Annotated in this window: 12 protein-coding genes; 11 read left to right on the top strand and 1 reads right to left on the bottom strand. The window is 41.3% G+C overall.

Going from position 1 to position 12433, the window contains the following annotated elements:
- Positions 1-40: 40 nt before the first annotated feature.
- From BMW61_RS04955 to BMW61_RS04970, 4 genes are read left to right on the top strand one after another with little or no spacing between them, the layout of a single operon-like run.
- The gene (locus tag BMW61_RS04955) at positions 41-1444 is read left to right on the top strand and encodes an MBOAT family O-acyltransferase (protein WP_091820119.1); all 1404 of its coding nucleotides are present in this window, start codon (positions 41-43) and stop codon (positions 1442-1444) included.
- An 11-nt stretch (positions 1445-1455) separates the two neighbouring features.
- Positions 1456-2961 carry a hypothetical protein gene (locus BMW61_RS04960; RefSeq protein ID WP_091820121.1) on the top strand — a complete coding sequence of 502 codons (1506 nt, stop codon included), beginning with the start codon at positions 1456-1458 and terminating at the stop codon, positions 2959-2961.
- Positions 2962-3003: 42 nt separating this feature from the next.
- Positions 3004-3630 carry a uridine kinase gene (udk, locus tag BMW61_RS04965; RefSeq protein WP_022760252.1) on the top strand — a complete coding sequence of 209 codons (627 nt, stop codon included), beginning with the start codon at positions 3004-3006 and terminating at the stop codon, positions 3628-3630.
- Positions 3631-3632: 2 nt separating this feature from the next.
- Positions 3633-4811 (top strand): DUF6077 domain-containing protein, encoded by a 1179-nt coding sequence (locus BMW61_RS04970; protein WP_091820122.1) that lies wholly within the window; start codon positions 3633-3635, stop codon positions 4809-4811.
- Positions 4812-4942: 131 nt separating this feature from the next.
- Here the strand turns inward: BMW61_RS04970 and BMW61_RS04975 are convergent, their stop codons facing one another.
- A complete protein-coding gene (locus BMW61_RS04975; protein ID WP_022763603.1) occupies positions 4943-6118 on the bottom strand; it encodes an IS110 family RNA-guided transposase in 1176 nt (391 codons plus the stop codon).
- Positions 6119-6405: 287 nt separating this feature from the next.
- Here BMW61_RS04975 and BMW61_RS04980 point away from each other — a divergent pair, with 287 nt between their 5' ends.
- The 7 genes from BMW61_RS04980 to rfbB form a co-directional block, all read left to right on the top strand.
- A complete protein-coding gene (locus BMW61_RS04980) occupies positions 6406-7167 on the top strand; it encodes a hypothetical protein (RefSeq protein WP_139176210.1) in 762 nt (253 codons plus the stop codon).
- The gene (locus BMW61_RS04985; RefSeq protein WP_091820125.1) at positions 7164-8705 is read left to right on the top strand and encodes an MBOAT family O-acyltransferase; all 1542 of its coding nucleotides are present in this window, start codon (positions 7164-7166) and stop codon (positions 8703-8705) included. Before BMW61_RS04980 ends, BMW61_RS04985 begins: the two co-directional genes overlap by 4 nt.
- Before the next feature lie 18 nt (positions 8706-8723).
- Positions 8724-9803 (top strand): hypothetical protein, encoded by a 1080-nt coding sequence (locus BMW61_RS04990; RefSeq protein ID WP_022763140.1) that lies wholly within the window; start codon positions 8724-8726, stop codon positions 9801-9803.
- Positions 9804-9834: 31 nt separating this feature from the next.
- Positions 9835-10809, top strand: coding sequence for an SGNH/GDSL hydrolase family protein (locus BMW61_RS04995; RefSeq protein ID WP_022763141.1), 975 nt, complete (start codon positions 9835-9837; stop codon positions 10807-10809).
- Entirely contained in the window at positions 10799-11155 is a 357-nt protein-coding gene (locus tag BMW61_RS05000; protein ID WP_026498268.1) for a DMT family transporter, read from the top strand. Before BMW61_RS04995 ends, BMW61_RS05000 begins: the two co-directional genes overlap by 11 nt.
- A complete protein-coding gene (locus BMW61_RS05005; protein ID WP_022763143.1) occupies positions 11152-11502 on the top strand; it encodes a DMT family transporter in 351 nt (116 codons plus the stop codon). Before BMW61_RS05000 ends, BMW61_RS05005 begins: the two co-directional genes overlap by 4 nt.
- Before the next feature lie 61 nt (positions 11503-11563).
- The coding region (rfbB, locus tag BMW61_RS05010) for a dTDP-glucose 4,6-dehydratase (RefSeq protein WP_091820127.1) at positions 11564-12433 on the top strand (870 nt) is incomplete at its 3' end.

Consider the following 12433-nt stretch of genomic DNA (forward strand, 5'->3'; position numbering starts at 1 on the left):
TAAGAGACAAAAAATAAAATGATAGTAATGAGGTCAAATAATGCAGCTGATTTCAATACAGTTTTTAATATTTCTGCCCGTGATGGCATTTATCTATTTTCTGCTACCCGAGAAAGTGCGTTATATCTGGCTCTTTCTTATAAGCTGGGCTTTCTATTTATCCCTTGACCTCAGGGGATTTCCGGTGCTTCTTTTCACATCGGTATCCACCTATGTGGGAGGAAGACTGTTAGAAAAGCTTGAGGGCGGAAAGAAAAAAGCTGTATTAGCTGTTGTAATATGTGCGAATCTTCTGGTTCTTGCTCTGTCAAAATATACGGGATTAACCTTCCTGTCGGCAGCAGGTATGTCGTTTTTCATGTTTATGGCAATCGGATACCTGGTTGATGTCTACAGAGGGGATTTGTATGCAGAGAAGAACTTTCTTTTGTTGTCGCTGTTCATCTCATTTTTCCCGCAGGTTACTTCGGGACCTATAGAGAGAGCGGGACATATGCTCAGACAATTCAGAACTCCCCAGAATTTCAGCTATGACAGGATGAGAGACGGACTTTTGCAGATGATGTGGGGCTATTTTATGAAAATGGTTATAGCCGACAGATGTGCAATACTTGTCTCTTCCATCTATGCGGACCCCGTTAAGTATGCGGGAACTGCTACGCTCATAGCATCCATACTCTATACCTTCGAGATTTACTGTGATTTTGGCGGATACAGCAATATCGCCATAGGCTGTGCCAAGGTGCTTGGATTTGATCTTATGAAAAACTTCGATGCGCCCTATACATCAGCAACTGTTCAGGAATTCTGGAGAAGATGGCATATCTCACTTTCTTCCTGGTTTAAGGACTATCTGTATATTCCTCTTGGAGGAAACAGAAAGGGAACTGTCAGAAAGTATATAAACATACTGATTGTTTTCGTGCTTAGCGGTTTGTGGCACGGTGCTACCTATACCTTTGCTATTTGGGGGCTTTTGCACGGAATCTATCAGGTTCTGGGTCACGTACTTAAACCGCTTAGGGATCGCCTGTGTGATACCTTTAATGTGGTAAGAAACAGTTTTTCTCACAGGCTTTTAAAAACGCTTATCACATTTATGCTTGTGAACATCGCCTGGATCTTTTTCAGGGTTCAGGATTTTGCTTCCGCACTTTATATGGTGTTTCATATCTGGAAGCCGGCACCATGGTTTATCAGCAAGGGGACAATATACGAGCTTGGTCTGGACAGACCAAATGTTTTGCTTCTCCTGATGTCCATAGGCCTTCTTATAGGTGTGGATATCGCAAATAAGCATGGAATAAAGGTGGCTGAGAAGATAACTACGCAGGGAATATGGCTTAGATGGCTTATATACATAGCAGCAGTTACTCTGATAGTTACCTGTGGAATCTGGGGCCCGGGCTATGATGCCGCCGGATTCATTTATCAAAACTTTTAAGGGATTATGTCATGAAGAGAAAAGTAAGTCTTGTAATAAAAACAGCGGTTTTTCTTGTTTTGCTTGCAGCTGTTCTGCTTGCTGTGATGGTTGTTACAGAGAGAAAAACCAGCTACATGAAGAACAAGAGCTTCTTTGAAGAGGCAAAAAAAGATCATCTGGATGTTCTTTTCATAGGGTCATCTCATGTTATAAACGGCATAAATCCCATTGATCTGTATGAGGATTACGGGATTACATCTTATAACCTCGGCGGTCACGGAAGCCTTCTGAAGGAAAGCTACTGGCAGCTCATAAGAGCGCTTGATTACTGCAAGCCAAAGTATGTGGTGGTTGACTGCTTTATGATGGACAGAAATTATGAGTATGTAGATGAGATGTATGAGGAGACACCCGAGGAATTCAAGCAGGCGGCTATAAGTCAGCTTCATTTGAATATGGATGCTTATCCTCTCAGCAAGCTGAAGATCGCGGCTGTGAAGGACCTTGTACATGATCCAAAGATTCAGTATCAGTATCTTTTCGATTTTATCGTATATCACAACAGATGGAGCGAACTGGAACAGAAGGATTTCCAGAGACTTTCCGGTGATGGAGAGTACAATATGCTCATGGGTGCGGAGATGAAGCATGAGCTTGAGTGGAATACCAATGATATGACGGAGTATAACCCGGAGGAGAGACTTCCCGAGCACACTGTCTGTGAAGAATATCTTATGAAGATAATAGATGAATGCCAGAGGGACGGGATAGGAATTGTTCTTACCTATCTGCCGTTTTCAGCAGAGGTTCAGGATATTCAGTCTGCCAATTCAGCTGCGGATATTGCTGCAACCTATGGTGTTCCTTACATCAATATGCTGAATATGGATGGAATCATCGATCCTATGACAGATCTTGCAGATCCGGGACATTTATCTTCCACCGGAGCAAAGAAGGTCACGGATTACATCGGAGGGTGGCTTTCTGAAAACGCTGACCTTATCGACCACAGAGGAGACGAAGCTTATTCGAACTGGGATAAGCTGGGTAAAGCCTATAACAAGGAGGTCAGGTCCTTATCGATCAGGCAGAGGCTCCTGACAACACAGCTCAATATGCTTACTCTTGGAAAAACAAGCGCTATAGTATATGTAAACGAGGATTCACCCGCACTTCAGGATCCGTGGTTTGTTCATCTGATTTCAAATCTGACTGGAACTGAAAAGGTATATGAGGCTTCGCGGAATCATCAGCAATATTTCATGCTCATAGACAGGGCTTCCGGTAATGTGTATGAAGCTGCTGATTATGAGCAGCTTGAGAATATGTCGACAGCTATGGGGGAGATGACCTACATTCCTGTTGAAAAAAGATTCAGGCTGTTGTATCTTACATCGGATGAGGATACCAATTTCCTCTATGATGATGAGCATTTAAAGGATGATGTTCAGATCATGACCTATGATAATGAGAACGGCGAAATCCTTTCACATATCTACTGCGAGTCTTCTCACAGCTATGAGATTGATGAATAAGGAGTCCGTTATTTAAGTTATAAAAGATAGTGAGGTTCTAAAATGAAAAAAATATGTATCGTAGGAATCGCGGGAGGATCAGCTTCCGGAAAGACCACCATCGTAAACAGAATAAGAGAGAAATTCGGTGATGACATTGTGGTTATAAGCCATGATTCATACTATAAGGCACACAATGATCTTACTTATGATGAGAGATCAAGACTTAACTATGACCACCCGTCATCCTTTGATACCGAGCTTCTTATCAGGGATGTTCAAAAGCTCAAAAGCGGCGAAGCAGTGGATATCCCGGTTTATGATTATGCAATCCATAACCGCTCAGATCAGACAATACATATTGTACCTAAGCCGGTAATTCTTCTTGAGGGCATTCTTATCCTCGAGAACAAGGAACTGCGGGATCTTATGGATGTTAAGGTGTTTGTCGACACTGATGCTGACGAGAGACTTATGCGCCGAATCAGAAGGGACACTATTGAGCGTGCAAGAAGCGTATCATCGGTACTCACACAGTACGCAGAGACCGTCAAGCCTATGCATGAACAGTTTATTGAGCCCAGTAAGAAATATGCTGATCTTATTATCCCCAGAGGCGGAGAGAACCTCACGGGAATTAACATTTTTGCAGAACACCTTGAAGCTATGCTGAGGGAGGAGGTTAACTGAGTATGTGGGTGACATCCGCACTGGTTCTATTATTGTGGCTGTTTATAGTGCCGATGGGTATGGGATTTTTAGTTCAGAGAATCCTGCCCTTTACCAAAAAAACAATAGGCATTACCTTTTTGTGCGGATATCTGCTGTCCTTTGCTGTTTTTGAGGTTATCGCAATCTGGTGCATGCTTAAGATACAATATGGGGCATTTCATAAATGCAGTATAGTCTACGCGGGAGTGGAAATTTTTCTTGCTGTTGTGGGATTTGCCGCAAGACTATGGGATGTTCAAAGAGCTTATACAAAGGGAGCCAATATCTTCTTTTTGTTTTTTCCGGGGGATCAGAGAGCGAAGCCGGAGGCAATGATAAGCCCCAGAACTGATGTCAGAGTAATGAAGTTCCAGTATTCCAAAGAGAGTCTGATATATTGGGGGCTTTTTGCACTGTTAGTAGCTTTCCAGCTTGTTATGGCTGTTGTAAAGGCACCCTTTGATGGTGATGATGCTTATTACGTTGTGGAATCAGTCCTCGCCCAGCAGGCTGATGTCATGAACACTATTCATCCATATTTAGGAATCTCTACTCCACTTGGTAGCAGGCATGCTTTGGCTGTATTTACGATGTGGATAGCTTTTATTGCAAAAATGAGTGGTATTCACGCAACTATTGTTTCACACGTGGTAATGCCATTCGTTTTAATTCCAATGACTTATCTCATCTATTTGGAAATTGGACGTATTCTTATGGGAAGAAGGCAGGATATTTTGCCTGTTTATATGATTTTTATTTCGCTTATGGCGATGTTTGGCAACACTTCCATATACACTCCTGAGACATTTCTTATGATGAGAACCTGGCAGGGAAAATCCATGGTGGCAAATTTTGTTTTACCGTTTGTCATCTGGCTGTTTTTGTGGATGTTTGATGACTGCAGAAAACCGGGATTTTTATGGAATGAGGAGACCGGAGGAGGATTAAGAGTGGTCCGTAACAGCGCATGGATACTTCTTTTTCTTCTCAATATGGTTGCGGGAATTATGAGTTCCATGGGTATTGTTTTCGGGACAGGTCTGGCAGGACTCTTTTCGCTGCTTCTTCTTATATATACGAGAGATTTTAGGATAATTCCCAAGGCTATACTGTCAGTAGTACCTACCGGGATTTATCTGCTGATATATGCGTCATTATAGTGAGGTGACAAACTATTAGTAGTCAATAGGTTTTAGAGAAATTTTTGAAATTATTGGCGGGAGGGTAACTTTAATAAACCATCTGAATACATCGTATTTCAGATGGTAACCGGATTCGATGCTATTCGTGATTAGCGTAGTTTTTGAGAATTGAAGTCTATGTCCTGTTTTTCTAAAGCAAAGATTACTCGGATGAGTTTCTTCGCAACGTGGGTTATAGCTACCCTATGTGGTTTGCCTTCATGACGTTTCTTGGCATAATAAGTTGCAAAAGTCATATCGAAACGAATTAAAGGAATACAGCAGTTTAGCAATACATACCGCAACTGAGATGATCCATGCCTTACCATTTTGCCACCGTTGGATTCTGTACCGGAATCATTTACACTTGGTTCAATTCCAGCAAAAGCAAGCATCTGTGCGGGTGATGAAAAGTTAGAGATATCCCCGTATTCTGCGTAGATTACTGCAGCAGAAATAGGACCAATTCCTGGAATGGTCATGAAATGAGGATGAACTTCTTTGATGAGCCTTATAATCTCACCCTCAAGAGTATTGATTTCTTTGACCAAGGATTTGTACAGGGATAGTAAGCTTTCAAGTTCAACATCAAATATAGAATTATTGATACCAACAGTATCAGCCGCTAAACGCTTCAACTCCAAGAACTGTTGAGGAGAGAACTTACCACGAGATATGCGTCGGAGTTCGTTATAGTCTGTTTCATTCATGGCAGACATGTTCTCGGCAGAGCCGTAGTTTTCTAATAAATATAAAGCAGTTTTAGAAAAGCTCTCATTAAAGAATGGCTTGAACTCCGGAAAAGTGTGATCAAGAACATTTGTGAGTTTAACAAGATATAAGGATCTTTGACGGACTAACCTGTCACGAAGACGTGTTAATGACTTTAAAGAATAAGAGTGATAAAATCCTTTTGAATGGGGTTTGTACTCAACAGTCATTAACCAGCGAGCAATGGATTCACAGTCAACAGAATCGGTTTTTGTACGCCTTAGAGTGGTCGATTTTTTATATTCCGATATCAGGACTGGATTTACTTCCATGAACGTTAGCGAGGCGTTTTCAAGGAAAAGCTCAAGATTCAGGGCATAATGAGATGTTGATTCAAACCCTATTCTTATGTCCTCAGGACCGGATAATGAGTTGATTGTAGTGAGAAGCTGTTCAAATCCTTCTTTATTGTTTTTGAAAGTGAACTTAGCTGTTACAGATTGATCGGCTGCAGCTATAATGCAGCAATCATGTTTGTACTTGGAAATATCAATTCCAGCAAAGTACATAGACATTAGAAAAAACCTCCTGATTATTATAGTGGGCACTGTTGTCTACCACAGAGAAATCGACTGTGTAATCACGTAAATCTAAACGTCAAGCGTTAACAAACTAATTACCAGTATTAGACGAAAAGCTGTGGTCTGAGTCACCTCGTACCAGTCAAAGCTGTAATGAAATAGCAACAGATCCACAGTGCCTAAATAAATATATCAGAAAAGGATTAGAAATAGCCCAGAGAACCTGGGAGAAAGGAATAATCCAATCACTTTTCTAACATGATTGGATTATACGTGACTAAATGTACGGAATTTTTATGGAGGCCTGGGTTATATTCAAGCAGTATGGCGGTAATGGATATCTTCTTGTGCTGTTCTTAGCTTCAATGCTGTATCTTCTTATTGCTGAAAAGGATATGAGGAAAAAGCTTGTTATGGTCGTGGCTCCTCTGATCATTTTAGTGGGATTTTTTATTCCGGTAACCAGAATTGCATATGTGGCAAAAATTCCAGATGGTGGAGATACTTATTACAGAATTTTATGGCTTATTCCCATGAGTGCGATAATAGCTTATGCAGGATGCAAATTATTCATGGAGCATAAGCGGATCGGACTGGTGGTTGTCAGTGCACTTATAATCCTTAGCGGAAGCCTGGTTTATAAAAATGAGTATGTTAAGGATGCAGAAAACGCTTACCACATTCCGCAGGTTGTTATCGATGTATGTGATGAGATAAGTCCGGAGGAGGGAGAACCCAGAGTAAGAGCGGTGTTCCCGGAGGAGTTTATCCATTTTGTAAGGCAGTATGACACGAATATTCTTATGCCTTACGGACGTGACGTCATCCATAATGATTATTACAATGCCGTTTACGTAGCTTTTCAAAAACCCGAAGTTATCAATGCAGAGGAACTTTTAGAGGCTACGAGACAGGCTCAGTGCAATTACATTGTTATGTACAAAGACAGACAGATTGATGTAAAACTTGAGGATATGGGACTGGAATTAGTAAATATGGTTGGTGGATACAATATCTATAAGGATCCGGAGATTGCTCAGTGACATTTAATTCATATTCCTTTATTTTCATATTTCTACCCGTCTTCCTTTTGGGAGTATGGGGGATTCAGCGTTTTTTATCTGAAAATGAGAGAGCGGATACGCTGATGAAGCTATGGCTGATAGTAATGTCAGCCTTTTTCTTCGTGGGATACGGAGCTTTTTCTATCTGTATCTTTCTTTTGAGCATTGTCTGGAATCTGATATTCTCATGTGTATTATGTAAAAAGATAAAAAGCGTAGTTTTAGAAAAAGATGGCTCTGTGACTGCAATAAAAGCTGTTGCCATAACAGGTAATGCCCTGCTTCTTGCGGGCTTTAAGTTTTTTGGCGGCGGCGCAATGCCTGTTGCGGTGAGCTTCTACACCTTTTCTCAGATAATGTTTATAGCTGAGCTGGGAAAGGAGATAAAAGCAGATTTCAATCCTGTCGATTATCTGTGCTACATTCTCTTTTTTCCTAAAATTCTGCAGGGTCCGATTGCCGATTATAAGAGTGTAATGGGTGGCCTTAAGGATCTTAGTAAAAAAAAGCTAAAAGCAGAGGATTTCATATACGGAATAATGCTGTTTTCCATGGGACTTGCCAAGAAGGTGCTTCTTGCGCAGGTGCTCGGAAAAGGTGTGGATTTTGGTTATGGCGGCGTTACGACTATGTCAGCGCTCGATGCCATTTTGGTTGCGGTTTCATATTCCTTCCAGCTGTATTTTGACTTTAGCGGGTACTGTGATATGGCTGAAGGAATCTGCAGGATGATTGGAATGGAGCTCACAAGAAACTTTGATGCTCCGTATACCTCTGGAAATATAGCTGAGTTTTGGGACAGATGGCATATTTCACTTACGAAGTTCTTTACAAGATATGTCTACATACCGCTGGGCGGCAGCAGGAAGGGAATTTCAAGGACTTATATCAATATTCTGATAGTATTCCTGGTTAGCGGAATATGGCATGGATATGGCCTGAATTTTGTTATATGGGGTATGATGCATGGCGTGCTGATGGTGCTTCTAAGGGTTTTTCGTGTAGCCGCGCATGCCAAAGATGAAAGTGAAAAAGATCTTGCTAAGGCTAGAAATGTAATGGCCTTAGGAGTTAGACATGCCATTAATACAGCTCTTACCTTTATATATGTGACAGCAGCCTGGGTTTTTTTCAGGGCAAAAGATATACCCGAGGCACTTACTCTTCTTGGCAAAATTGTCAATATCGATGCCTGGAGAGGTCTCCATATATCAATCAAGTTTGCGGAATGCTTTATGATGGATGAAATCTGGTATATGTTTAAAATCACACCTATACCCGGATGGAGTAAGAGTAATTACATTTGTATGTGGATAATACTGATTTTTTCTGCAATTATGATTTTTGGCGGCAATACGGCGAGGAAAATAGCAGAGAAAAGTGCAGCTTTTATATGTAAGAAAGAGGATGCTTCAAGGGTGGGATCCCTTGCCGTATCAATGCTCTACGGAGTGATTTTTGTATGGGGAGTCCTGAGCCTTGGCGGTGTCAGCACCTTTTTGTATGTTAATTTCTGATAGTTTGAGGTATGAAATTTGAGTAAAAGAAATGCCAAAAACTTCATATTCAGCTTTTGCGCGGTGGTACTGGTGCTGCTTTTTTTTGTATCGGCGATAGTAATTTATGTTGATCCGTTTTTCCATTTTCATGCGCCGCTCCAGGGATTTCCCTATATCGTGGATAATCAGCTTTCCCAAAATCCAGGAATGGCGGAGAGGATGGATTATGACAGCTGTATAATAGGATCATCAATGACTGTTAATTTCCATACGGATGATTTTGGTGAGCTTATGGGACTAAATACGCTCAAGCTCTCCTACAGTGGGGCTTATCCGCGAGATGATTACAATATCTTAAGTATTGTATTTGACAAAAATACTCCAGCAAGGAAGAAGAATCCCGTTAAGGCTGTGTTTTTAGGGCTTGATATACCGACTATGACTGCGGCTACGGATGAAATTAAGTATGAGCTTCCGATGTACCTTTATGACAAAAATCCCATAAATGATGTGAAGTACCTCTGGAATAAGGATGTGATTCTTGAGTATATCCTCAAGCCGATTATCCAGAAAAAGGGAACAAATCTGTCCGAGGTCTACGCCAGCTGGTGGACGGAGGATTACTACAATATTCAGTATGTTATGCACGGCTATGAGGCTCCGGAGGCTGTTATCGATGAAATGGATGCTGATCTCCTGATACCTCAGACGAAAGAAAATCTGGAGACAAATATTTTACCATTTATAAAAAATAATCCGGATACGGTTTTTTATATTTTTTTCCCGCCTTACAGCATTCTTTACTGGAATAATGTGCTCACGGAAAATCATTTTGAAGCTACGATGAAGCAATATGAGTTTGCGGCAAACGAACTTTTGAAGTATGATAATGTGCGTCTGTTCTATTTTCAAAATATGGAGGAGACAGTGACAGACCTTAATAACTATGCGGATTATACGCATTATAATCCGAGAATAAACCGCTATATGACCGAGTGTTTTGCTGATGGAACGCATGAAGTCAGAAGCATTGAAGAGTTCAGAGATGAACTTCAAAAGATGCGGCGGATAATTGCGGAATTCGATTTTGAAGAGTTGCTTTCTGCTGAATACTGATTAGGATCTATTTAGGTAAGTGAGGTTTTTTATGACAGATTTCAGATCAGAGGACAAAGGAAACAGAAACGGTGGAGGAATACCCGGATGGGTACATCTGGTGATTCTCGGACTCATCGTTATACTGATCGGTTATGGATCTTTCAGACTGATCAAGTGGAACAAAGGAAGAGATGTTGAGCAGGTCGACGAGGATACTTCGGAATATGATGTAGAAATCCTTGATCAGATTTTTCTTCTGCCTTCCGATAAGAGAGAGGGGCATGAGGATGATGGCCGGGAGACCATACTTGTACTCGGTAATGATTCCGTTACTTATGATCTTTCCGAAGACGGTGTATGTGAACAGATTGCCAAAAGTACAGGAAGCACTGTGATAAATGCAGGATTTGGCGGAAGTACAGTTGCACTGGGAACTGCTGATGGCCAGGGCGACATCATGGATAAGTTCAGTTTTTATAACTGTGCAAAGGCATTAACGCAGGATGGCACGAAGGAAATTCTTGATGCAGCCTGGACTTTGGGAGATATCACACTGGAGCAGCATGCTCAGGCGCTCTGTGATCTTGATATGAATACTGTTGATACTCTGGTTATTTACTACGATGCTTCAGATTATATCAAGCTCCGTCCCGGTATGAATCCCGGAGATAAGATGGATCCTGTAACCTACATGGGAGCATTGGATTCGGGTATCAGAATGATTCAGGAAAAATATCCTTTTATAAGAATTGTATGCATGTCCTTTACCTTCTGCTATGCCTACGATGCAGACGGACTTCTTAAAAACGGAGACAGGGTGGACTTCGGTAACGGTAAGCTTACCACATACCTTCAGCATATGATCGATACCTGCGGAGAGACCGGAGTCTCCTTTATAGATAACTATTACGGGACTATAGATGAGGGGAACAGTGCAGAGAATCTGCTTGATAACATTCATGTAAATAAGGATGCCAACAAGCATATTGCCACTCATTTCGCGGAGGCTATATATGGGAAATAAGATTCGGGCTATCATAGTTCTTCAGGGAGCTGTTTTCATTTATTCCCTGACGACGGTTATAAGTAAACTTGTTTCCAACTACAAGCTTTTATCAAAAGAGTTTATATTACTGTATCTCCTGGATTTTGCTGTTCTGGGTATATATGCGATACTCTGGCAGCAGCTTTTAAAGCGATTTGAATTGTCGATAGCCTATGCAAATAAAGCAATGACTCTTCTGTGGTCGCTTTTGTGGAGTACAATCCTTTTTCATGAAGGAGTGACACTCCTCAAGGTTATAGGCGTGGCGCTTGTAATAGCAGGAACAATTGTACTTAATTCTCCTAATAAAGGAGGTGCGGCATGATTCCTTTTATTGCACTTGCCCTTTGCGGACAGCTGATAGCTTCAATATCACAGATGCTTCTTAAAAAGAGCTCCGGAACAGAGTATCCGAACTTTATCAGACAGTATCTGAATATACTGGTTATCGGAGGATACGGATTACTGGTGGTATCGATGTTTGTGGCAATCATCTGCTACGGACATATGCCTTATATGTATGTCGTAATAATAGAACCTATCGGATATATCATGGTCATGTTCCTTAGCAGAATTTTCTTCAAGGAAGGGATTACGAAAAACAAACTGATAGGAATGGCGCTTATACTTGCCGGCATTTTAATATTTTATCTCCCCGGCAATTTGCATTAATTTATGTAAACAGTTAGAATACAAAATAACTTATAAAGATTTTCTTTTTGGAGGATATTTAATGAGAACTTATCTCGTAACAGGTGGTGCCGGATTCATCGGTTCCAACTACATACACTACATGTTTAAGAAGTATGACAATGAGATCCGCATAATCAATGTGGATGTACTTACCTATGCAGGTAACCTTGAGAACCTCAAGGATGTCGAGGGAAGAGACAACTATACATTTGTTAAGGCAAATATCTGCGACAGAGATGCCATCAACAAGATTTTTGAGGAAAATGACATCGACAGAGTTGTTCATTTTGCAGCAGAGAGCCATGTTGACCGCTCAATCGTTAATCCCGAGATCTTTGTTGAGACCAACGTTCTCGGAACAGCTACAATGCTTAACGCAGCAAAGAAGGCATGGGAGCTTCCCGATGGTTCCTTCAAGGAAGGAAAGAAATTCCTCCATGTAAGTACCGATGAGGTTTACGGATCACTTCCCGAGGATCCCAACGCTTATTTCTATGAGGATACACCTTATGATCCTCACAGCCCTTACTCAGCAAGTAAGGCAAGCTCAGATATGCTTGTTAAGGCTTATATGGACACATATAAGTTCCCTGCAAATATAACCAACTGTTCCAACAACTACGGACCGTTCCAGTTCCCGGAGAAGCTTATACCTCTTATGATTCACAATGCTCTTGAGGGTAAGGCACTTCCCGTTTACGGCGACGGTAAGAACGTTCGTGACTGGCTCTATGTTGAGGATCATGCCAAGGCAATCGATATGGTTCAGGAACAGGGCAGACTTTTCGAGACCTACAACATCGGCGGACACAATGAGAAGCAGAACATTGAGATCGTTCAGACCATCATCGATGTACTTCGCGAGTCTCTTGATGATTCAGATCCCAGAAAAGAGAAGCTCACATATGAC

This window comes from Butyrivibrio sp. ob235 (assembly GCF_900109475.1).
Taxonomy (GTDB): Bacteria; Bacillota; Clostridia; order Lachnospirales; family Lachnospiraceae; genus Butyrivibrio.

Excerpts from the sequence above, each read along its gene's own strand:
- BMW61_RS04955 (WP_091820119.1), top strand. The coding sequence starts at position 41 with ATGCAGCTGATTTCAATACAGTTTTTAATATTTCTGCCCGTGATGGCA.
- BMW61_RS04960 (WP_091820121.1), top strand. The coding sequence starts at position 1,456 with ATGAAGAGAAAAGTAAGTCTTGTAATAAAAACAGCGGTTTTTCTTGTT.
- udk (WP_022760252.1), top strand. The coding sequence starts at position 3,004 with ATGAAAAAAATATGTATCGTAGGAATCGCGGGAGGATCAGCTTCCGGA.
- BMW61_RS04970 (WP_091820122.1), top strand. The coding sequence starts at position 3,633 with ATGTGGGTGACATCCGCACTGGTTCTATTATTGTGGCTGTTTATAGTG.
- BMW61_RS04975 (WP_022763603.1), bottom strand. The coding sequence starts at position 6,118 with ATGTCTATGTACTTTGCTGGAATTGATATTTCCAAGTACAAACATGAT.
- BMW61_RS04980 (WP_139176210.1), top strand. The coding sequence starts at position 6,406 with ATGTACGGAATTTTTATGGAGGCCTGGGTTATATTCAAGCAGTATGGC.
- BMW61_RS04995 (WP_022763141.1), top strand. The coding sequence starts at position 9,835 with ATGACAGATTTCAGATCAGAGGACAAAGGAAACAGAAACGGTGGAGGA.
- BMW61_RS05000 (WP_026498268.1), top strand. The coding sequence starts at position 10,799 with ATGGGAAATAAGATTCGGGCTATCATAGTTCTTCAGGGAGCTGTTTTC.
- BMW61_RS05005 (WP_022763143.1), top strand. The coding sequence starts at position 11,152 with ATGATTCCTTTTATTGCACTTGCCCTTTGCGGACAGCTGATAGCTTCA.